Origin of the sequence: Georgenia sp. 311, from assembly GCF_006151955.1 — a bacterium.
Lineage (GTDB): Bacteria > Actinomycetota > Actinomycetes > Actinomycetales > Actinomycetaceae > Oceanitalea > Oceanitalea wutianyii.
On record NZ_VDFS01000015.1, the window covers coordinates 40,141 to 60,516 of the forward strand.

Annotated in this window: 19 protein-coding genes and 1 tRNA gene; 15 read left to right on the forward strand and 5 right to left on the reverse strand. The window is 73.2% G+C overall.

The window, feature by feature from the left end:
* The first annotated feature begins 69 nt into the window (after positions 1–69).
* Complete coding sequence (locus FHE66_RS01900) at positions 70–1,434, forward strand: FAD-binding oxidoreductase (RefSeq protein WP_139071299.1); 1,365 nt, start codon at positions 70–72, stop codon at positions 1,432–1,434.
* Position 1,435: 1 nt separating this feature from the next.
* Here FHE66_RS01900 and FHE66_RS01905 read toward each other — a convergent pair whose 3' ends face one another.
* From FHE66_RS01905 to FHE66_RS01920, 4 genes are all read right to left on the reverse strand, one after another.
* Complete coding sequence (locus FHE66_RS01905) at positions 1,436–1,933, reverse strand: MarR family winged helix-turn-helix transcriptional regulator (RefSeq protein ID WP_139071300.1); 498 nt, start codon at positions 1,931–1,933, stop codon at positions 1,436–1,438.
* Between the two features lie 142 nt (positions 1,934–2,075).
* Entirely contained in the window at positions 2,076–3,296 is a 1,221-nt protein-coding gene (locus FHE66_RS01910; protein WP_139071301.1) for an ABC transporter permease, read from the reverse strand.
* Positions 3,293–4,213 (reverse strand): ABC transporter ATP-binding protein, encoded by a 921-nt coding sequence (locus FHE66_RS01915; protein ID WP_139071302.1) that lies wholly within the window; start codon positions 4,211–4,213, stop codon positions 3,293–3,295. The genes FHE66_RS01910 and FHE66_RS01915 overlap by 4 nt, the downstream gene beginning before the upstream one ends.
* Before the next feature lie 69 nt (positions 4,214–4,282).
* Positions 4,283–4,900 carry a TetR/AcrR family transcriptional regulator gene (locus FHE66_RS01920; RefSeq protein WP_139071303.1) on the reverse strand — a complete coding sequence of 206 codons (618 nt, stop codon included), beginning with the start codon at positions 4,898–4,900 and terminating at the stop codon, positions 4,283–4,285.
* Between the two features lie 116 nt (positions 4,901–5,016).
* Here FHE66_RS01920 and FHE66_RS01925 point away from each other — a divergent pair.
* The 6 genes from FHE66_RS01925 to pth all read left to right on the forward strand — a co-directional run bounded on the left by FHE66_RS01925 (position 5,017) and on the right by pth (position 10,437).
* Positions 5,017–5,088: transfer RNA gene (locus tag FHE66_RS01925), tRNA-Gln, on the forward strand.
* A 145-nt stretch (positions 5,089–5,233) separates the two neighbouring features.
* Positions 5,234–6,835 (forward strand): bifunctional UDP-N-acetylglucosamine diphosphorylase/glucosamine-1-phosphate N-acetyltransferase GlmU, encoded by a 1,602-nt coding sequence (gene glmU / locus FHE66_RS01930; RefSeq protein WP_139071304.1) that lies wholly within the window; start codon positions 5,234–5,236, stop codon positions 6,833–6,835.
* Positions 6,832–7,812, forward strand: a complete 981-nt coding sequence (locus FHE66_RS01935; protein WP_139071305.1) for a ribose-phosphate diphosphokinase — start codon at positions 6,832–6,834, stop codon at positions 7,810–7,812. The genes glmU and FHE66_RS01935 overlap by 4 nt, the downstream gene beginning before the upstream one ends.
* Before the next feature lie 208 nt (positions 7,813–8,020).
* Positions 8,021–8,953 (forward strand): hypothetical protein, encoded by a 933-nt coding sequence (locus FHE66_RS01940; protein ID WP_139071306.1) that lies wholly within the window; start codon positions 8,021–8,023, stop codon positions 8,951–8,953.
* Between the two features lie 206 nt (positions 8,954–9,159).
* Positions 9,160–9,780: a 50S ribosomal protein L25/general stress protein Ctc gene (locus FHE66_RS01945; protein WP_230976510.1), complete on the forward strand. Its 621-nt coding sequence runs from the start codon at positions 9,160–9,162 to the stop codon at positions 9,778–9,780.
* A 63-nt stretch (positions 9,781–9,843) separates the two neighbouring features.
* On the forward strand, positions 9,844–10,437 hold the full coding sequence (gene pth / locus FHE66_RS01950) for an aminoacyl-tRNA hydrolase (protein WP_139071308.1): 594 nt from the start codon (positions 9,844–9,846) through the stop codon (positions 10,435–10,437).
* Between the two features lies 1 nt (position 10,438).
* On the opposite strand, the gene FHE66_RS01955 is transcribed toward pth, so the two are convergent.
* The gene (locus FHE66_RS01955) at positions 10,439–11,059 is read right to left on the reverse strand and encodes an L-threonylcarbamoyladenylate synthase (protein ID WP_139071309.1); all 621 of its coding nucleotides are present in this window, start codon (positions 11,057–11,059) and stop codon (positions 10,439–10,441) included.
* A gap of 147 nt (positions 11,060–11,206) precedes the next feature.
* On the opposite strand from FHE66_RS01955, the gene mfd reads away from it, so the two are divergent.
* From mfd to FHE66_RS01995, 8 genes are all read left to right on the forward strand, one after another.
* Positions 11,207–14,782 (forward strand): transcription-repair coupling factor, encoded by a 3,576-nt coding sequence (gene mfd / locus FHE66_RS01960; RefSeq protein WP_139071310.1) that lies wholly within the window; start codon positions 11,207–11,209, stop codon positions 14,780–14,782.
* A 513-nt stretch (positions 14,783–15,295) separates the two neighbouring features.
* Entirely contained in the window at positions 15,296–15,475 is a 180-nt protein-coding gene (locus FHE66_RS01965; protein ID WP_139071311.1) for a hypothetical protein, read from the forward strand.
* A gap of 66 nt (positions 15,476–15,541) precedes the next feature.
* Positions 15,542–16,093 carry a hypothetical protein gene (locus FHE66_RS01970; RefSeq protein ID WP_139071312.1) on the forward strand — a complete coding sequence of 184 codons (552 nt, stop codon included), beginning with the start codon at positions 15,542–15,544 and terminating at the stop codon, positions 16,091–16,093.
* The gene (locus FHE66_RS01975; protein WP_255303571.1) at positions 16,090–16,743 is read left to right on the forward strand and encodes a MazG family protein; all 654 of its coding nucleotides are present in this window, start codon (positions 16,090–16,092) and stop codon (positions 16,741–16,743) included. The genes FHE66_RS01970 and FHE66_RS01975 overlap by 4 nt, the downstream gene beginning before the upstream one ends.
* A 79-nt stretch (positions 16,744–16,822) precedes the next feature.
* Positions 16,823–18,097 carry a phosphopyruvate hydratase gene (gene eno / locus FHE66_RS01980; RefSeq protein ID WP_139071313.1) on the forward strand — a complete coding sequence of 425 codons (1,275 nt, stop codon included), beginning with the start codon at positions 16,823–16,825 and terminating at the stop codon, positions 18,095–18,097.
* A gap of 112 nt (positions 18,098–18,209) precedes the next feature.
* Positions 18,210–18,845 (forward strand): septum formation initiator family protein, encoded by a 636-nt coding sequence (locus FHE66_RS01985; RefSeq protein WP_139071314.1) that lies wholly within the window; start codon positions 18,210–18,212, stop codon positions 18,843–18,845.
* Between the two features lie 41 nt (positions 18,846–18,886).
* Positions 18,887–19,417: a DUF501 domain-containing protein gene (locus FHE66_RS01990; RefSeq protein WP_139071315.1), complete on the forward strand. Its 531-nt coding sequence runs from the start codon at positions 18,887–18,889 to the stop codon at positions 19,415–19,417.
* The gene (locus tag FHE66_RS01995; protein WP_139071316.1) at positions 19,414–20,346 is read left to right on the forward strand and encodes a Ppx/GppA phosphatase family protein; all 933 of its coding nucleotides are present in this window, start codon (positions 19,414–19,416) and stop codon (positions 20,344–20,346) included. Before FHE66_RS01990 ends, FHE66_RS01995 begins: the two co-directional genes overlap by 4 nt.
* Positions 20,347–20,376 lie beyond the last annotated feature (30 nt).

The following is a 20,376-nucleotide window of genomic DNA, read 5'->3' on the forward strand; positions in this document are numbered from 1 at the left end:
GGGGTAGGCGCACCCCGCTCGGGTGCGTACCCTGGCCGGATCGGGACCCTTGGGGAGGGAGGCCCAGCGATGACGACGTTCGCCGACCTGGAGCGACTCGTCGCCGACCGGCTGCTGCGCCCGGACGCCACCGACTTCGCCGAGGCGACCGTCGCGCAGTTCGCGCGGACCGGCGACCCGCCCGCCGCCGTCGTGCGCGTGCGCTCCACGACGGAGGTCGCGGCGGCGGTGCGGGCCGCCCGCAGCGCCGGTCTGCCGGTCGCCGTCCGCAGCGGCGGGCACAGCTACGCCCTGCACAGCGCCGGGCCCGGCGCGCTCGTCATCGACGTGCGCGCCCTGGACTCCGTGGCGATCGACGCCGACCGGCTGGTGGGACGCGCGGGCGGTGGGGTGACGGCCGGTGCCTACAGCCGGGTGGCGGGGAAGCACGGGCTGGCCACCGGCTTCGGGGACATCGGGACGGTCGGAGTCGGGGGCGTGGCGCTGGGCGGTGGCATCGGGTTCCTCAGCCGGCGCGACGGGTTGACCGTCGACAACATCCAGTCCGCCGAGATCGTCCTCGCCGACGGCAGCGTGCTCACCGTGGACGCGCGCGAGCACCCCGACCTGTTCTGGGCGCTGCGCGGGGGCGGGGGCAACTTCGGGGTGGTCACCGGGCTCACGTTCCGGCTGCACCGCACGGCCGTCGTCACCGGCGGCATGCTCGCCTTCGCGCCCTCGCCCGCCCGGCTCGTCGCCGCTGTCGACGCGGTGCTCGACGCCCCCGACGGGCTCAGCGCCATGGTCAACCTCCTCGTCGCGCCACCGCTGCCGTTCCTCCCGCCCGAGCTGCACGGCCGGCCGGTCATGCTCGTCCTGGCGTGCTGGTCCGGCGCGCCGCAGGACGCCGAGGACGCGCTCGCGCCGCTGCGGGCCATCGGCCAGCCGCTGGTGGAGGCGCTCGACACGCACTCCTACCCCGACCTGCTCCGCGGGCCGCCGACGCCGCCGCAGCCCGCCTACCCGGTGATGCGCACCGGCTTCACCGGGCGTCTCGACGAGCGGTTCGGGGAGGCGGCGCTCCGGTCACTCGCGACCGCCGGCATGTTCGCCGCCTTCAACCTGCGGCCCCTCGGCGGGGCGATCGGCCGGACCCCGCCGGAGGCGACCGCGTTCGCCCACCGGGACAGGGACGTCATGGTGACGGTGAGCGCGCTCGTCCAGGACTCCACCGCCGTCCCCACCGCCCAGGACTGGGTCGACGAGGCCAGCCGCGCCGTCGGTCTCTCCGGTGCCGGGTACGTGAACTTCATGTCGGGGGCCACGCCCGAGGACGTCGCCGCGGCCTACCCGGGCGTCCTCGACCGGCTGCGCGAGGTCAAGGCGGCCTACGACCCGGGCAACGTCTTCCGGTTCAACCACAACGTCACCCCGCCGGGAGGGCCGGCGGGCTGACTCAGCGGTCGAGCGGCAGGAGCAGGCGGCGCAGCAGCGCGCTCAGCTGCTCGGCCTCCTGCGGCGAGAGCTCGGTGAGCAGCCGCTCCTCGGAGTCGAGCAGGTCGGCCATCGCGGCGTCGACCTTCTCCTTGCCCAGCGGCGTGAGGCGGACGAGGACGACGCGCCGGTCGGTCGTGCCCACGGCCCGCACGACGTGGCCGTGCGCCACCATGCGGTCGATCCGGTTCGTCATCGTGCCCGAGGACACGAGGGTCTCGTTGAGCAGCCGCCCGGCGGTGAGCTCGTAGGGCTCCCCGGCGCGGCGCAGGGCCGACAGGACGTCGAACTCCCAGCCCTCGAGGTCGTGGTCGAGGAAGACGCGGCGGCGCGCGAGGTCCAGGCGCCGGGAGAGGCGCGAGACCCGGGAGAAGACGTGCAGCGGGCGTGGGTCGAGGTCCGGACGCTCCCGGCCCCAGGCCGCAACGATCCGGTCGACCTCATCCTGTCCCTCGACCATGACCCGAGATTACTCGACGTCGAGATAAGTAGAGCCATCAGGCGCCGGGCGCTCACTCCCGACCCTCCGGCAGCGCTCCTGGGCGTGGACGGCAGGAGCCGGGCCCCCGCGGTGGGGACCCGGCTCCAGGAGGACGACGGCGTCAGCCGCGCAGCGCCTCGGTCAGCTTCATCCGGCCACCGGTGTGGAGGACGCCCCGGCGGTAGACCCGCCCGGCGATCCACACGAGGACCGGGACGGTCGCGATGGCGATGCCGAAGGCGAGGGCCATCTCCCAGGTCTGCACCCCGCCGTACACGTCGCGCACCGGCATCATGAACGGGGAGAAGAACGGGATCTGCGACAGCACCTTGACCAGGGTGCTGTCGGGGTTCGCCGTCACCATGAACATCGCCAGGTAGAACGGCACGAACATGAGGAACGTCAGGGGCGTGGTCACCGCGCCGATCTCCTCCTGCCGCGAGACGAGTGCGGCGAACCCGCCGAAGAGCAGGGAGAAGATGAGGTAGCCGAGGAGGAACCACAGCACGACGAGCAGCATCGTCCAGCCGAGGTCGATCTCGAAGCCGTCGAACAGCCCGGTCATCGCCGCCGGGATCGTCGCCGCGGCGCCGAGGATGACCACCTGGCCGAGGCTGACGACGCCGATGCCGAGGATCTTGCCGGCGAGCAGCTCCGCGGGCCGGATCGTCGACAGGAGGATCTCCACGACGCGCGAGGTCTTCTCCTCCACGACGCCGACGGCGATGAGCGAGCCGGCGCTGATGAGCGAGAAGAGGAGCAGGGAGATCGCGACGATGGCGACGAGGTACTCCGGACCGAACTGGTCGGCCTCGTCCCCCGAGCTCGACACCACCTGCGGGCCCGCGGACGCGAGCTCGGCGTTGAAGGCCGCCGGGTCGCCGCCGAGGTCGATGACCTGGTCGGCGAGGACGTGCGCCTGGACGGCGCCGGAGACGATCGCGAGAAGCTCCTGGTCGGCGTCCTCCTCGACGAGCATCTCCGGGCGGCTCGGGTCACCGACGAGGAACGCGTCGAGGTCCTCGGCGAGGGCGGGCTCGGCCTCCGCCTGCGTCATCGGCTCGATCTCGAGCGTCGTGCCGAGCGCGAGGCCGGCGGCCTCGAGCTGGGGCGTGAGGTCGGCGACGGACTGGTCGACACCGACGGTGAAGTCCGGCCCGTCGTCGCCCTCCCGGCCGGCGAAGTAGTCGAGGACGAACACGCCCGCGACGATGACGACGAGCATGACAGCCAGTGAGATGAGGTTCGCCTTGGTGAGGAAGCGCGCCTTGATCTCGCGGCGGGCGACCATCCCGATGTTCGCGAACGTGGAGTTCCGGCTCGTGCGGTCCTGGGTGCTCATGCTGCGTCCTTCTCCTGGGTCTCGCTCACGACGTGGCGGAAGAGGTCGGCGAGGGAGGGGACCACCGGGCTGAACTCCCGCAGCGCCCCGGCGGCCGTCGCCGCCCGGAGGAAGGGCTGCTCCACGCCCTCGGTGTTCCCGGTGAGCTCGACGACGACCTCGCGGCCGTCGTCGGACAGCACCCGGGCGCCCGGGACCAGCCGCGCCCACCCGGGTGCGGCGCCGTGGACCACGGCGCGCCAGCGGGCGTTCGGCGTCCGACGCAGCTCCTCCTTCGTCCCGAGCGCGACCATCTGGCCCGCGCGGACGATGCCGACGCGGTCGCACAGCCGCTCGACGAGGTCGAGCTGGTGGGAGGAGAAGATCACCGGCACGCCGGCGGCGGCGCGCTCGACGAGGACCGAGCTCATGACGTCGACGGCCACCGGGTCCAGACCGGAGAACGGCTCGTCGAGGACGAGGATCTCCGGGTCGTGGACGAGGGCCGCGGCGAGCTGGACGCGCTGCTGGTTGCCGAGGGAGAGCTTCTCGACGTTGTCCCCGCGGCGGGCGGCGACGCCGAGCCGCTCGGTCCACTGCTCCATCGCCGCGACGGCGTCCTTCGCGCCCATGCCGTGGAGGCGGGCGAGGTAGACGAGCTGCTCGCCGACCTTCATCTTCGGGTACAGGCCGCGCTCCTCGGGCATGTAGCCGACGCGACGGCGCATCTCGAGGTCGAGGGGGCGTCCCTGCCAGCGCACCTCGCCGGAGTCCGCCGAGAGCACGCCGAGCGCGATCCGCATCGCGGTGGTCTTGCCCGCACCGTTCGAGCCGACGAAGCCGAAGATCTCCCCGGCGTCGACGGAGAAGGTGAGGTCGGTGAGCGCACGGAGTGACCCGTACGCCTTGTTCAGGTGGTCGAACTCGAGTCTGGCCATGTCCTCTTCCGTCATCACGGGGCCTCGGTCGCCGCGATTCTAGGGGGTGGACGTTCCGGGGATCGCGGTTCAGGGCGTCGGTGAGACGTCCGGCAGGCCGGTGAGGTGCGGGGCGGCCTCCAGCGAGCTCAGCCCGTTCCACGCGAGGTTGACGAGGTGCGCGGCGACGGTCTCCCGGTCGGGGCTGCGCGCCTCGAGCCACCACTGCCCGGTGAGGGCGATCATCCCGACGAGCATCTGGGCGTAGATCGGTGCGGTCACCGTCGGCAGGCCGCGGCGGCGGAACTGGTCGGCGAGGAGGTGCTCCACCTGCGTGGCGACGTCGCCGATGAGGGAGGAGAAGGTGCCCGTCGCCTGCGCCACGGGCGAGTCACGCACGAGGATGCGGAACCCGTCGGTGTTCTCCTCGATGTACTCCAGCAGGGCCATCGCGGTTCGCTCGACAATGCGCTTGGGGTGCCCGCCGGTCTCCAGCGCCCCGCTCAGCGCGACCAGCAGCTTCTGCAGCTCCCGGTCGACGATGACGGCGTACACGCCCTCCTTGCCGCCGAAGTGCTCGTAGACGACGGGCTTGGAGACCGAGGCGCGAGCGGCGATCTCCTCCACGCTCGTACCCTCGAAGCCCTTCTCGGCGAAGAGGGCGCGGCCGACGTCGAGCAGCTGCTCACGGCGCTGGCCCGCCGTCATACGGGCACGGGAGGTGCGAGATCGGTCACTGGCCACGAGGCCATCATGCCGTGCGGAGGGTCCGGGCGGGCCCGCGGGTTTGGCAGACTGGGCGCTGCGTCGCCGTGGCGACGCGTTCCGCCCTGGTGTAACGGCAGCACGCAGGCCTTTGGTGCCTTGAGGTCCGGGTTCGAATCCTGGGGGCGGAGCCGTGCCTCGCGACGTCCCCCGGCCCGCCTCCGGGCGACCGGGAGCCGTTCGTGCCAACCACCGCGCGGCCCGGCGGCGATAGAGTGGCCCTGCACGAAGCCCGGGGACAACCCCGGGCAGGACCCGACGAGGGAGCCCACTCGAGTGAGTGCCCAGCCAGCCGCCGTCATCGTCCTCGCCGCAGGTGAGGGCACCCGGATGAAGTCCCGGACCCCGAAGGTCCTCCACCGCATCGCCGGCCGCAGCCTCCTCGGCTTCGCGCTGCGCGCCGGTGCCGAGCTCGAGCCCCAGCGCCTCGCCGTCGTCGTCCGCCACGAGCGCGACGCCGTCGCCGCGCACGCCGAGGCCGAGCTGCCCGGCGTCGTCGTCGTGGACCAGGACGCGATCCCCGGGACCGGGCGCGCCGTGCAGTGCGCGCTCGGGGTGCTCGACGCCAAGGAGCAGGCGGGCGCCGCGCTCCTGTCCGGCTCGCGGACCGAGGCCCACGGCAGCGTGGTCTCCGGGCCGGTCGTCGTCACCGCCGGCGACGTGCCGCTCCTCGACTCCGGCACGCTGGGCCAGCTGCTCGAGGCCCACGAGGCCGACGGCAACGCCGTCACCCTGCTCAGCACCCGGCTGCCCGACCCGTACGGGTACGGGCGGGTCGTGCGCGACGAGAACGGCGACGTCGTCGGCGTCGTCGAGGAGCGCGACGCGACCCCCGAGCAGCGCGAGATCGACGAGGTCAACACCTCGATCTACGTCTTCGACGCCGCGGTCCTGCGTGAGGCGCTCACCCAGGTGGACGACGCGAACGACCAGGGCGAGGTCTACCTCACCGACGTCGTCGCCCTCGCCCACCGCTCCGGCAAGCGGGTGCGCGCGCTCGTCGTCGAGGACCAGTGGCTCGTCACCGGCGTCAACGACCGCGCCCAGCTCGCCGAGATCGGCGCCGAGCTCAACCGCCGGATCGTCACCGGCTGGATGCGCGAGGGCGTCACCGTCGTCGACCCGGCCACGACGTGGATCGACGTCGACGTGCAGCTCGCCCGCGACGTCACCATCCACCCCGGCACCCAGCTCCACGGGACGACGACGGTCGAGGAGGGTGCCGAGATCGGCCCGGACACCACCCTGCGCGACGTCGTCGTCGGGGCGGAGGCCACGGTCGTGCGCACGCACGGCTTCAGCGCCCGCATCGGCGCGCGGGCGACCGTCGGCCCCTTCGCCTACCTGCGCCAGGACACCGTGCTCGGCGAGCGCGGCAAGATCGGCACGTTCGTCGAGACGAAGGACGCGCAGATCGGCGCCGGCTCCAAGGTGCCGCACCTGTCCTACGTCGGCGACGCGGAGATCGGGGAGGGCACGAACATCGGCGCCGCCTCCGTCTTCGTCAACTACGACGGCGTGAACAAGCACCGCTCGAAGGTGGGCTCCAACGCCCGCACCGGGTCGGACAACATGTTCATCGCTCCCATCACGATCGGTGACGGCGCCTACACCGGCGCGGGCACGGTCCTGCTCAAGGACGTGCCGCCGGGCGCGCTGGCGATCAACTCGACCACTCAGCGGAACATCGAGGGCTGGGTGCTGCGGCGCAGGCCGGGCACCCCTTCGGCCGAGGCCGCGAGCAAGGCGCTCGAGGGCGACGCCGAGAAGGAGCTCTCCCCCCAGGCCCGGGCCGAGCTGGCCCGCGGGAACCACGACGTGGCCGTCCCCCGGGACGGGCACACCCCCACCGAAAACGGGAGCGGCACCGAGCGATGACTGGCATCACCTCACGCGGCGAGAAGCGACTCGTCCTCCTCTCCGGACGTGCACACCCTGCGCTGGCTACCGCGGTCGCCGACGAGCTGGGCACCGAGCTCGTGCCCACGACCGCCTACGACTTCGCCAACGGCGAGATCTACGTGCGGTTCGAGGAGAGCGTGCGCGGCTCGGACGCCTTCGTGCTCCAGTCGCACACGAACCCGATCAACCAGTGGATCATGGAGCAGCTCCTCATGGTCGACGCGCTCAAGCGCGCCTCGGCCAAGCGGATCACCGTGATCGCCCCGTTCTACCCCTACGCCCGGCAGGACAAGAAGCACCGCGGGCGCGAGCCCATCTCCGCGCGCTTCATCGCGGACATGTTCAAGACCGCCGGCGCCGACCGCCTCATGTCGGTGGACCTCCACGCGGCGCAGGTCCAGGGCTTCTTCGACGGACCGGTCGACCACCTGTGGGCCATGCCGATCCTCACCGACTACGTCCGCGGGCGCGTCGACACGAGCAACGTCACCGTCGTCTCCCCGGACGCCGGGCGCATCCGGGTGGCTGAGAAGTGGGCCGAGAAGCTCGGCGGCGGGCCGCTGGCCTTCGTCCACAAGACGCGCGACATCACCCGGCCGAACCAGGCGGTCGCCAACCGCGTCGTCGGTGAGGTCGAGGGGCGCGACTGCGTCCTCGTCGACGACCTCATCGACACCGGCGGCACCATCGCCGAGGCCGTCAAGGTGGTCAAGGCCGCCGGCGCGCGCGACGTCATCGTCGCCGCGACCCACGGCGTGCTCTCCGACCCGGCCGCCCGCCGGCTCAGCGAGTGCGGCGCGCGCGAGGTCGTCATCACCGACACCCTCCCGCTGGACCCGGCCAAGCGGTTCCCGCAGCTCACCGTCCTGCCGATCGCGCCGCTGCTCGCCCGCGCGATCCGCGCCGTGTTCGACGACGGCTCGGTCACCAGCCTCTTCGACGGCAACGCCTGAGCGACCGCGCCGGCCGACGCCGAGCGCGACCAAGACTGACGACCGCGGGTGCCATGGCACCCGCGGTCGCTGTCTTCGTACGCGGTCGGGGTCCTCGTACGCGGTCGCGGGCGACGAGGTGCTGCACCGGGCCGGGTGGCGGAGGGCTGGTCCACCAGTGCTCCTTCGGTCCCGGTACCGGTGGGCGCAGGTGCTCCACGCTCACCGGATGGACGTCCCCCCGACCGTGCTCCTCCACACCCGCCAGGCCGTCCTGCGGGGCCTCGACCCTCGGCGACCCGCGTCGGGCTTCATCAGGGTCCGGCACGGCACCTACGTCACGCGCGAGGAGTGGGAGACGTCGGGGAAGGACCGGCGCTACGCCCTCTACGTCCGGGCCACGGTGGAGACGATGAAGGTCTCGGCACCCCTGGCCCGGGAGTCGGCGGCGGTTGTGCTGGGCCTGCCGGTCATCGGCGACTGGCCACGCGTCATGCACGTCCTCGAGGAGGCCGGCGCCGGCGGGCGGAGCAGTGCGCACGTCGTGCGGCACGGGACCCGCTTCCCGCCCGACGTCCTCCTCGTCGACGGGGTCGCGGTGACCTCCGTCGCCCGGACCGTCGTCGACCTGGGCCGTGTCCGCAGCTTCGCCTCTGCGCTCGCGAGCGCGGACCACGCACTGCGGCACGGCATGGTGACGCGCGAGGCGCTCGAGGCGGAGGTCGAGCGCCTGGCCGGAACACGCGGCATCCGCCGCGCACGGGCGGTCGTCGAGCACGCCGACGGGAGGTCGGAGTCCGTCGGGGAGTCGCTCAGCCGAGCGCAGGTCATCACGTTGGACCTGCCGATGCCCGTCCTCCAGAAGGAGTTCGTCGACGATCGCGGCTTCGTCGGGCGGACGGACTTCTGGTGGCCCCGGCTGCGGCTCGTCGGCGAGTTCGACGGGAAGGTGAAGCTCGGCCGGGCGCTCGGCGGTGACGAGGCGGCCACGCGTGAGGCGCTGTGGCGGGAGAAGCTGCGCGAGGACCGCCTGCGCCGGCTGGGCAACGGGGTGGTGCGCTGGACCTGGGCGCAGGCGCTCGACCGCGCCACCTTCGCCCGCCTGATGAGCGGGGCGGGCGTGGTGCCCCTCAGGGCGGGTGAGCGCGCCGAGCGCGGGTGAGCCCGCCGAGCGCGCGTGCGGTCATGGTTGCGCTCGTCACGATCGCGCGCGCTCGAACCGGGGCGGGGAACTCGTGTATCATCGACCGGTTGCCTCGGCGAGGGAGACCGGACACCCGGCTCCGTGATCGACGCGGTGGTGCCACAGGGCGCCTCGTGTCGCCCCGCCCTGGCCCGCCGCAGTCCCGACGCCCAACAGGAGTTCCCGTGGCCGACAGCCTCACCCTCACCGCTACCGTTCGCACCGAGTTCGGCAAGGGTGCCGCGCGCCGCACCCGCCGCGCGAACCTCATCCCCGCCGTCCTGTACGGCCACGGCGAGGCGCCGCGCCACCTCGCGCTGCCCTCCCACGACACGTTCCTCGTCCTCAAGGACAACGCGAACGCGCTCATCACCCTGGAGTTCGACGGCACCAAGCAGCTCGCGCTCGCCAAGCACATCCAGCGCGACCCGGTCCGCCGCACCATCGAGCACGTCGACTTCGTCATCGTCCGCAAGGGCGAGAGGGTCACCGTCGAGGTGCCCGTCCACGTCGTCGGCGAGTCGGCCCCCGGCACGATCCACCAGACCGAGCTGGGCACCCTGACCATCACCGTCCCGGCCACCGACATCCCGGAGGTCATCGAGGTCTCCGTCGAGGGCCTCACGGACGGCACCATCGTGCGCGTCGCCGACATCCCGCGCCCCGAGGGCGCGACGATCGACGTCGACCCGGAGCACGAGGTCGTCGTCATCTCCACCCCGCGCGCGACCGCGGACGACCTGGCCGCCGACGAGGCTGCCGCCGAGGCCGGCGCGGCCGCCGGCGCGGACTCGACCGAGGACTGAGACCGTCTGCCCACGTCACGCCCTCGGGCGTGACGTGGGCTCACGTCTGTTCAGGGAGAGGGCATGAGCGACACCTGGCTCGTCGTCGGGCTCGGCAACCCCGGGCCGAAGTACGCCGGCAACCGTCACAACGTCGGGCGGATGGTCATCGACACCCTGGCGCGGCGCGCCGGCTCGACCCTCACCACCCACAAGGCCCGGGCGCACGTCGCCGACGTCCGCCTCGGGGTCCTGCCCGGAGGTGCACCCGGACCGCGCGCGGTCCTGGCCGTGCCGGGCACGTTCATGAACCTCTCCGGCGGTCCGGTGAGCGCGCTGCTGCGCTTCTACGACATCCCGGCCGAGCGGCTGCTCGTCGTCCACGACGAGCTCGACCTGCCCCCGAGCACGCTGCGGCTCAAGCGCGGGGGCGGTGAGGGCGGGCACAACGGCCTGCGCTCGATCTCCAGCTCGATCGGCACACGGGACTACGTCCGCCTGCGGGTGGGCATCGGCCGTCCGCCGGGCCGCATGGACGCCGCCGACTTCGTCCTGCGCGACTTCGCGACCGCGGAGCGCCCCGAGCTGCTCGTCACGCTCGAGGAGGCGGCCGACGCCGTCGAGGACGTCCTCACGCTCGGGCTGGAGAAGGCGCAGCTGCGGCTGCACACCGCCTGACTCAGCCGAAGCGGGAGACGTCCCCGGCGCCCTCGCGGATGACCTCGGGCGCCCCCGACGTGAGGTCGACGACGGTCGTCGGGTCGACGGACGTCACCGGCGCGTCGACGACGACGTCGAGGAGGCGGCCGATCTCGTCGTCCACCACCCAGCCCTCGGACATCGGCTCCTCGGCGCCCGGGAGGATGAGGGTCGAGGTGAGCATGGGCTCCCCGAGCTCACCGAGGATGGCGAGTGCGACCCGGTGGTCCGGCACGCGCACCCCGACCGTGAGCTTGCGCGGCTGGAGCATCATCCGCGGCACGTCCTTCGTCGCCTTGACGATGAACGTGTAGGGGCCGGGGGTCAGCGACTTCACGAGCCGGAAGTCGCGGTTGTCGAGGATGACGAACGTGCCCGCCTGCGCGAGCGTCGCGCACATGAGGGTGAAGTGGTGCTTGTCGTCCAGGCGCCTGATCTCGCGGATCCGGTTGAGCGCCTCCTTGCTGCCCAGCCGTGCACCGAGGGCGTAGCCCGAGTCGGTGGGGTAGGCGATGAGACCGCCGCCGCGCAGCACGTCGACGACCTGCCCGAGCCGGCGTGGCTGGGGGTCCTGGGGGTGGAGCTCGACGAGTCGGGCCATGGGCCCAGTGTGCCAAAGGACGCTCCGCCCGGCAGCGAGGGCGGCTGGGGTGCCGCGCCGCCGCCCGGTGGGCGACGTAGGATTGTCTGGTTCCCCGCTCCTGCACAGGATGCGGGGCTGCTGTGCTGCCCACCTGCGCGAGGACCCATGCGACTCACCGGACTCATCCCCCCGCTGCTCGCCGACCCGGCCTTCGCCCGCTCGGTCGCGGCCGCCGCGCACGGCGGCGAGCGGACGGTCAGCATCCCGCTCGGCCTGCGCGCCGCGCTGGTGGCCGCCATCACGGGCGGGGAGACGTCGGCGGACCGTCCCGTCGTCATCGTCACCGCGACCGGCCGCGAGGCCGACGACGCCGCCGCCGCGCTGCGCAACTTCCTCCCCGACGACGACGTCGCGGTGCTGCCCGCCTGGGAGACCCTCCCGCACGAGCGGCTCTCCCCGCGCAGCGACACCGTGGCCCGCCGGATCGCCGTGTTCCGGCGTCTGGCCCATCCCGGCGTCGGCCGCACCGGGCCGATCCGCGTCCTCGTCGTGCCGGTCCGCGCGCTCCTCCAGCCGGTGATCAAGGGACTCGGCGACCTCGAGCCGGTCGAGCTGTCCGTCGGCGACGAGCGGCCCCTCGAGGACGTCGCCGCCGCCCTCACCGCAGCCGCCTACTCACGGGTCGACATGGTCGAGTCGCGCGGCCAGTTCGCCGTCCGCGGCGGCATCCTCGACGTCTTCCCGCCCGCCGAGGACCACCCGCTGCGCCTGGAGTTCTGGGGCGACACGGTCGAGGAGATCCGCTGGTTCTCCGTCGCGGACCAGCGCAGCCTCGACGTCGCCGACCACAACCTCTGGGCCCCGCCGGCCCGCGAGATGCTGCTGACCGGCGCCGTGCGGGCGCGGGCCAAGGCGCTCGTCGGGGACATGCCCGGCGCGGCCGACATGCTCGAGCGGCTCGGTGAGGGCATCGCCGTCGAGGGCATGGAGTCCCTGGCGCCGCTGCTCGTCGACGGCATGGAGCCGGTCCTCGGCCTCGTCCCCGACGACACCCTCGTCGTCATGTCCGAGCCGGAGCGCGTCCGGCGGCGCGCCCACGACCTCGTGGCCACGACCGAGGAGTTCCTCGCCGCGGCCTGGGCGTCGGCGGCGGCGGGCGGCCAGACCCCGCTGCAGCTGCGCGAGGCGTCCTTCGCCACCCTCGAGGACACCCACGAGCTCGCCCTCGCCCGCGGGCTCGGCTGGTGGGACCTCACCACGCTGTCGGCCGAGCTGCCGCCCGTGGAGGAGGGGGAGGAGAGCAGCGAGACCGTCGCCGCGCGCGACGTCGAGCCCTACCGGGGCGACGTGCCGCGCGCCCTCGCCGACCTGCGCTCCCTCACCCACGAGGGCTGGCGCCTGCTCATCACCACCCAGGGCCCGGGCCAGGCGCGCCGCATGGTCGAGCAGCTCGCCGACGCGGACGTGCCGGCCCGGCAGGTGGAGGACGTCCTCGAGGAGCCGCCGGGCGGCGTCGTCCTCGTGACGACGGCGGCGGTCCCGCGTGGCTTCGTCGCCACCGACCTGCGCCTCGCCGTCGTCACCGAGTCCGACATCACCGGCCGCGCCGGCACCTCCACGCGCGACATGCGCAAGATGCCCTCGCGGCGCCGCGGCGTCGTCGACCCGCTCGCGCTGCGGCCGGGGGACTACGTCGTCCACGAGCAGCACGGCGTGGGCCGGTTCATCGAGCTCGTCCAGCGGACCGTCGGGCGCGGCAAGGACGCGACGACGCGCGAGTACCTCGTCATCGAGTACGCCTCCTCCAAGCGGGGGCAGCCGGGGGACCGCCTCTTCGTGCCCACCGAGTCCCTGGACCAGGTGACGAAGTACTCCGGTGGCGAGGCGCCGACCGTGAGCAAGATGGGCGGCGCGGACTGGGCCAGGACGAAGAGCCGGGCGCGCAAGGCGGTCCGCGAGATCGCCGCCGAGCTCATCCGCCTGTACGCGGCGCGCGCCTCGACCAAGGGCCACGCCTTCGGCCCGGACACCCCGTGGCAGCGTGAGCTCGAGGACGCCTTCCCCTACGTCGAGACCCCCGACCAGCTCGTCACCATCGAGGAGGTCAAGGCGGACATGGAGCGCGAGATGCCCATGGACCGCCTGCTGTCCGGCGACGTCGGGTACGGCAAGACCGAGATCGCCGTCCGGGCGGCCTTCAAGGCGGTCCAGGACGGCAAGCAGGTGGCCGTCCTCGTGCCGACGACGCTGCTCGTCCAGCAGCACTTCGACACCTTCTCCGAGCGCTACGCCGGCTTCCCGGTCGAGGTCCGCGCCCTGTCGCGCTTCCAGAGCGACGCCGAGGCCGCCGCCATCCGTGAGGGTCTGAGCAACGGCAAGGTCGACGTCGTCATCGGCACCCACCGCCTGCTCACCGGCGAGGTCCGGTTCAAGGACCTCGGCCTCGTCGTCATCGACGAGGAGCAGCGCTTCGGCGTCGAGCACAAGGAGACGCTCAAGCAGCTGCGCACCGACGTCGACGTCCTCGCGATGAGCGCGACGCCGATCCCGCGCACCCTGGAGATGGCGATCACCGGCATCCGCGAGATGTCGACGCTCGCGACGCCGCCGGAGGAGCGCCACCCGATCCTCACCTACGTGGGCCCCTACGAGGAGAAGCAGGTGGCTGCGGCCGTGCGGCGCGAGATGCTCCGCGAGGGCCAGGTGTTCTTCGTCCACAACCGGGTGTCCTCGATCCAGCGGGCCGCGCAGCGCATCGCCGAGCTCGTCCCCGAGGCGCGGGTGGCCGTGGCGCACGGGCAGATGGGGGAGCACCAGCTCGAGAGGGTCATCCAGGACTTCTGGAACAAGGAGTTCGACGTCCTCGTGTGCACGACGATCGTCGAGACGGGCCTGGACATCTCCAACGCCAACACCCTCATCGTCGACCGCGCCGACACCTTCGGCCTGTCCCAGCTCCACCAGCTGCGCGGGCGGGTCGGGCGCGGGCGCGAGCGCGCCTACGCCTACTTCCTCTACCCGCCGGAGAAGCCGCTCACCGAGACGGCGCACGACCGGCTCGCGACCATCGCCTCGCACACCGAGCTGGGCGCCGGCATCCAGGTGGCGATGAAGGACCTCGAGATCCGCGGCGCGGGCAACCTCCTCGGCGGGGAGCAGTCCGGCCACATCGCCGGGGTCGGGTTCGACCTGTACGTGCGCATGGTGGCCGACGCCGTCGCGGAGTTCCGCGGGGAGAAGGAGCAGGAGAAGGCGGAGGTGAAGATCGAGCTCCCGGTCGACGCGCACATCCCGCACGAGTACATCGAGCACGAGCGGCTGCGCCTGGAGGCCTACGCGAAGATCTCCGCCGCGGACGACGACGCCGACATCGACGCGATCCGCGCCGAGCTCACCGACCGCTACGGGCCGGTGCCCGAGCAGGTGGAGCGGCTCTTCGCGGTGGCGGCGCTGCGCACCCGGGCGCGTGCGGTCGGGCTCACCGACATCACCGCCCAGGGCAGGTACGTGCGCTTCGCTCCGGTCGAGCTGCCCGAGTCCGCGCAGCTGCGCCTCAAGCGCCTCTACCCGGGCACGGTCCTCAAGCCGGCGATCCGCACGATCCTCGTCCCGTTCCCGACGACGGCGAAGGTGGGCGGCAAGCCGCTGCACGACGCCGCGCTGCTGGTGTGGGCCGGCGAGCTCATCGACGCCGTGCTCAGCGGGTCGGTCGCGGCGGCCGCGCAGGTCGCCACCAGCTGACCTCTGTCCACAGATTCTGTCCACAGGCGTGTGGGTAAGTGGTGAACCTGCACGTCGCCCTGTGGACCGAGCTGTGGGTTGACGGGCGGCTGACATTCGGTGCCGCGAACCCCTTGCGGGCCGAGTGTGACGGGGACTACACATGAGCCATCGAGCTCGCCGACAGGCGCTCAGCCCGGGGCCACGGTCCAGGGCGGCGCCCAGAGGTGAGGTCGATGCGGCCGGATAACGGCAGCACCGGACGGGGAGATCCGACCGGCCCGCGAGGCGCGTCGCGGGGGCTGCACGGACCCTGCCGTACGGCTCCCGGGCGGCCCACGAGGCCGGGCGCACGACGCTCCTGACCGCCCGAGCACCGGGACCAGCGAGGCCCCTCGGATCCCTAGTCCGAGGGGCCTCCGCTGCGTCCATGGTCCCGCGCCCGGAGCCGGTGCGCGTCGCACGCGCCCGGCGTGGCGCGACCGGCGATGTCGGTGGCCGGTGTGACAGTGAGAGGGACGGAGAGGAGACACCATGACCGCCGTACTCACCGAGCGCCCCACCACCGACGTCGCGGTTCCCGGGCCGGACGCACCGCCCGAGGGGGTCGACCGCGACGGCATCGAGGTCTACTGCCCGGACTCCGGTGGCTGGGCCCGTACCCGCGACTACTTCTGTGAGAGCTGCGGCGCCGTCGACCACGACCTCCGCTGACCGCCCCCGCACTCCCGTACGATGGACGGGGCCGGCGCGCGCCGGCGTGATGAGGGAGGTTTCACGGTGACTTCGACGAGGCTGAGCCGCGGCATCGCCGCTGCCGCGCTGCTGTCCGCACTCGCGCTCGGCGGCTGCGGCGCCCACCCCGGGGCGGCTGCCCTCGTGAACGGTGAGCGGATCAGCGAGAACGAGCTCGACCGTGCGGTCGAGGACTTCGCGGCCGTCACCGGCCAGGAGGTGGACGCCCCGACGATGCTGTCCACGCTCGTCGTCGCCCCGATCATCCTCGACGTCGCCGCCGAGTTCGGCGTCGCCGCCTCCGACGAGCAGGCTGCCGCGCTGCTCGACCGGCAGGCCGAGGCCAGCGGGCTGCCCGTCCCCGAGGACGGCTACGGCACCGGCGTCCTGGACATCGCGAAGATGACCATCGTCAACCAGGAGATGAGCATCTCCCCGGTCGGCGCCCCGGCCATGGAGACCGTCAACCTGCGCATCGCCGAGGCAGACGTCGACGTCAACCCGCGCTACGGGACGTTCGACCCCGCCGGCCAGGTCGTCCCCGAGGCGCTCCCGTGGATCGCCCCGTCCCCGACCCTGGTCCAGCCCCTGTCGTGACCGGGCCGCGAACCGACGACGCGCTCGCCGCGGTCGTCGCCGCGATGGACCGCCTGCGCTCGCCGGGCGGCTGCCCCTGGGACGCCGAGCAGACCCACCGCTCGCTGGCGCCGTATGCCATCGAGGAGGCCTACGAGCTCGCCGAGGCGGCCGAGGCCGAGGACCGCGCCGCCCTGCGCGGTGAGCTCGGCGACCTCCTGCTCCAGGTGGTCTTCCACGCCAGGGTGGCGCAGGAGCACCCGCAGGAGCCGTTCGACCTCGCCGACGTCGCCCAGGAGCTGCTCGACAAGCTCCACCGTCGCCACCCGCACGTCTTCGCCGACGCCGCCGCCTCCTCGGCGGCCGAGGTCGAGACCGCGTGGCACGAGATCAAGAAGCAGGAGCGCGAGGGCCAGGACGTCCTCACCGGGATCCCGGTGGCCCTGCCCGCCCTCGCCCGGGCGCAGAAGATCGCCCGGCGGCTGCGCCGCGAGGGCAGCCAGGACGCCGAGCTCCTCGGGCCGGCCCACCCCGCCGCGGACCCGGAGGCGGCGCTCGGCCGCGAGCTCATGGCGCTCGTCCTGCGGGCCGACGCCGCAGGGCTGGACGCCGAGGCGGCGCTGCGGGCCCACCTGCGCGGTCTGCAGGGACGGCGGAGCGGTCCCGCCTGACGGAGGTCCCGGTGCCGTTCCCGCAAGCGCGACTATCGTTGAACGAGACAACCAAGACGTCGACATGAAGGAGACATCCGTGGCCAGCATCGAGGCCGTTGGAGCCCGCGAGATCCTCGACTCGCGCGGCAACCCCACCGTGGAGGTCGAGGTCGCGCTGGACGACGGCACCGTCGCCCGCGCAGAGGTGCCGTCGGGCGCCTCGACCGGCGCGTTCGAGGCCGTCGAGCGTCGTGACGGTGACAAGGGTCGTTACCTCGGCAAGGGCGTCCAGGACGCCGTGAACGCCGTCGTCGACGACATCGCCCCCGAGGTCCTGGGCCTGGAGGCGAGTGAGCAGCGCATCCTCGACCAGGCCCTCATCGACCTGGACGGCACCCCCAACAAGGGCAAGCTGGGCGCCAACGCGATCCTCGGCGTCTCCCTCGCCGTGGCCCGCGCCGCGGCCGAGAGCGCCGGGCTGTCCCTCTTCCGCTACATCGGTGGGCCGAACGCGCACGTCCTGCCCGTGCCGATGATGAACATCCTCAACGGTGGGTCCCACGCGGACTCCAACGTCGACATCCAGGAGTTCATGGTGGCGCCGGTCGGCGCCGCGAGCTTCAAGGAGGCGCTGCGCTGGGGTGCGGAGACCTACCACTCCCTGAAGTCCGTGCTCAAGAGCCGCGGCCTGGCCACCGGCCTGGGTGACGAGGGCGGCTTCGCGCCGAACCTCGAGAGCAACCGCGCCGCCCTCGACCTCATCCTCGAGGCGATCGAGAAGGCCGGCTTCACGCCGGGCGAGGACATCGCGCTGGCGCTCGACGTCGCCGCGACCGAGTTCTTCAAGGACGGCGCCTACCAGTTCGAGGGCAAGGCGACCACCCCCGAGGAGATGGTGGCCTACTACACCCAGCTCGTCGCGGACTACCCGCTGGTCTCCATCGAGGACCCGCTGAGCGAGGACGAGTGGGACAGCTGGGCCCAGCTCGTCTCCGGCGTCGGCAACCGGGTGCAGATCGTCGGCGACGACCTGTTCGTCACCAACCCCGAGCGCCTCGCCAAGGGCATCGAGCTGCGCGCGGCGAACTCGCTGCTCGTCAAGCTCAACCAGATCGGCACCCTGACCGAGACCCTCGACGCCGTCTCGCTCGCGCAGCGCAACGGCTTCACCGCGATGGTCTCCCACCGCTCCGGTGAGACCGAGGACACGACGATCGCCGACCTGTCGGTCGCGGTCAACGCCGGCCAGATCAAGACCGGCGCGCCCGCCCGTGGCGAGCGCATCAACAAGTACAACCAGCTCCTGCGCATCGAGGAGGAGCTCGACGACGCCGGCGTCTACGCCGGCCGCTCCGCCTTCCCGCGGGCCTGACGCACCACTCGACGGCCCGGTACCGCCACGGCGGTGCCGGGCCGTCGGCGTGCCACGACTCACGCGCGGGGCCTCCCCGCGCCACTGCCCGGCGTGAGGGACGATGGACCCCATGACAGCGCGTCGCCCGACCGGACGTCGCGGCACGGGCGGTGCCGCACGTCCCGCGAGCGCACGCCCGCCCTCGGCCGGAGCACGGCGCGGCGGCCCCGCAGCGCAGCAGCGGCCCGCCGGCCCCTCCCGCACCTCCGCGAGCCGGGCCACCGGCTCCTCGCGCCCCTCGCCGGCCGCGCCGGCGGCCAAGGCGGCCCGGGAGGACCCGCACGAGGAGGCGACGAGCCCGACGATCACGCTGCGCGGGCTCGGGCTGTTCGTCGTCGTCCTCATCGCGTTCATCGTCCTCGCGCCGACCCTGCGCCACGCGGTCGAGCAGCAGGAGCAGCTGCGTGAGCTCGGCGCCGACATCGAGGCAGCCGAGGAGCGCACCGCGGCCCTCGAGCTCGAGCTCGAGCAGTGGCAGGACGAGACGTTCGTCCAGGCGCAGGCCCGCGACCGGCTCGGCTACGTCATGCCCGGGGAGCAGACCTTCCGCGTCGTCGACCCCGAGACCGTCGTCGGCACGGACGCGGAGGCCGAGCTCGAGGCCTCGGGCGTCCCGGGCATGGAGGACGCCCCCTGGTACCTCGCGCTGTGGGAGTCGGTGGCGATGGCCGGCCAGGCGGTCCCCGGCGCGCAGGAGCCTGAGTAGGACGTTTCGTGCCCGGCCCCTCCGTGAGGGAGAATCAGCCGGTGACCGACGCGCAACCCGTGACCCCTGCGGACCTCGACGTGCTGGCCCAGCAGCTGGGCCGCCTCCCACGAGGGGTCGTGGGCATCGCCGCGCGGTGCGTCTGCGGCCGGCCGCTCGTCGTGCGGACCGCGCCGCGGCTGGAGGACGGTACGCCCTTCCCCACGACCTTCTACCTCACCGAGCCGGCCGTCGTGCGTGCCGTGAGCACCCTCGAGGCCGAGGGCGTCATGCGCGAGATGACCGAGCGGCTGGAGACGGACGAGGCGCTGGCCGCCGCCTACCGCGCGGCCCACGAGGACTACCTCGCCCGCCGCGCCGAGCTCGGCGAGGTGCCCGAGATCGCCGGTGTCTCCGCCGGCGGGATGCCCACCCGCGTCAAGTGCCTCCACGTGCTCGTGGGGCACTCCCTGGCCGTGGGTCCGGGCGTGAACCCGCTCGGTGACGAGGCTCTGGAGCTGCTCCGCCCCCGTTGGCGGCCCGACCGCTGCACCTGCGCCACCGAGGTCGCGAGCGAGGAGACGGACCGATGACGCGCGTCGCCGCCATCGACTGCGGGACGAACTCCATCCGTCTGCTCATCGCCGACGTCACCCGCCGCGGCCCGCTCGTCGAGGTCGAGCGGCACATGGAGGTCGTGCGTCTGGGCCAGGGCGTGGACCGCACCGGCATGCTCGACCCCGCCGCCCTCGAGCGGACGCTGGACGCGGTGCGCCGTTACGCGCAGATCTGCCGCGACCGCGACGTCGAGACGACCCGGTTCGTCGCCACCTCCGCCACGCGCGACGCCGGCAACAGCCACACCTTCGTCAGCGGGGTGCGCGCCCTGCTCGGCGTGGAGCCCGAGGTCATCAGCGGGCAGGAGGAGGCCGCGCTGTCCTACGCCGGCGCCGCGAGCGTCATGGACCCCGACCAGCCGCGTCCGCTCCTCGTCGTCGACATCGGGGGCGGGTCGACCGAGTTCGTCCTCGGCGACGACGTCCCCAGCTCCGGCATCTCGGTGAAGATGGGCAGCGTCCGGCTCACCGAGCGCCACCTGCGCGCCGACCCACCCACCCCCAAGCAGGTCAAGGCCGCCCGCAAGGACGTGCGCGAGCTGCTCGCCCAGGTGGAGGCCGAGCTGCCGCTGGAGGACGTGCGCACCATCGTCGGGGTCGCCGGCTCGGTGACGACGGTGACCGCGCACGCCCTGGGTCTGCCGCAGTACGACCGCACCCGCATCGACGGCGCGGAGCTCACCCCCGAGGCCGTCCTCGCCTCGTGCGACGCACTGCTCCACGCCTCCCGGCAGGAGCGCGCGGCCATGGGCTTCATGCACCCGGGCCGGGTGGACGTCATCGGCGCCGGCGCGCTCATCTGGGCGGAGGTCGTCGAGTTCGTCAGCCGGGCGACCGGCCGCACGCCGATCGTCCGCACGAGCGAGCACGACATCCTCGACGGCATCGCCCTCAGCCTGCGCTGACCGCCCGGCGCGGCCGCCGGGCATGATGGG

Coding starts and splice junctions, on each gene's coding strand:
- FHE66_RS01900 (WP_139071299.1), top strand. CDS start 70: ATGACGACGTTCGCCGACCTGGAGCGACTCGTCGCCGACCGGCTGCTG.
- FHE66_RS01905 (WP_139071300.1), bottom strand. CDS start 1,933: ATGGTCGAGGGACAGGATGAGGTCGACCGGATCGTTGCGGCCTGGGGC.
- FHE66_RS01910 (WP_139071301.1), bottom strand. CDS start 3,296: ATGAGCACCCAGGACCGCACGAGCCGGAACTCCACGTTCGCGAACATC.
- FHE66_RS01915 (WP_139071302.1), bottom strand. CDS start 4,213: ATGGCCAGACTCGAGTTCGACCACCTGAACAAGGCGTACGGGTCACTC.
- FHE66_RS01920 (WP_139071303.1), bottom strand. CDS start 4,900: ATGACGGCGGGCCAGCGCCGTGAGCAGCTGCTCGACGTCGGCCGCGCC.
- FHE66_RS01935 (WP_139071305.1), top strand. CDS start 6,832: ATGACTGGCATCACCTCACGCGGCGAGAAGCGACTCGTCCTCCTCTCC.
- FHE66_RS01940 (WP_139071306.1), top strand. CDS start 8,021: ATGGACGTCCCCCCGACCGTGCTCCTCCACACCCGCCAGGCCGTCCTG.
- pth (WP_139071308.1), top strand. CDS start 9,844: ATGAGCGACACCTGGCTCGTCGTCGGGCTCGGCAACCCCGGGCCGAAG.
- FHE66_RS01955 (WP_139071309.1), bottom strand. CDS start 11,059: ATGGCCCGACTCGTCGAGCTCCACCCCCAGGACCCCCAGCCACGCCGG.
- mfd (WP_139071310.1), top strand. CDS start 11,207: ATGCGACTCACCGGACTCATCCCCCCGCTGCTCGCCGACCCGGCCTTC.
- FHE66_RS01965 (WP_139071311.1), top strand. CDS start 15,296: ATGACCGCCGTACTCACCGAGCGCCCCACCACCGACGTCGCGGTTCCC.
- FHE66_RS01985 (WP_139071314.1), top strand. CDS start 18,210: ATGACAGCGCGTCGCCCGACCGGACGTCGCGGCACGGGCGGTGCCGCA.
- FHE66_RS01995 (WP_139071316.1), top strand. CDS start 19,414: ATGACGCGCGTCGCCGCCATCGACTGCGGGACGAACTCCATCCGTCTG.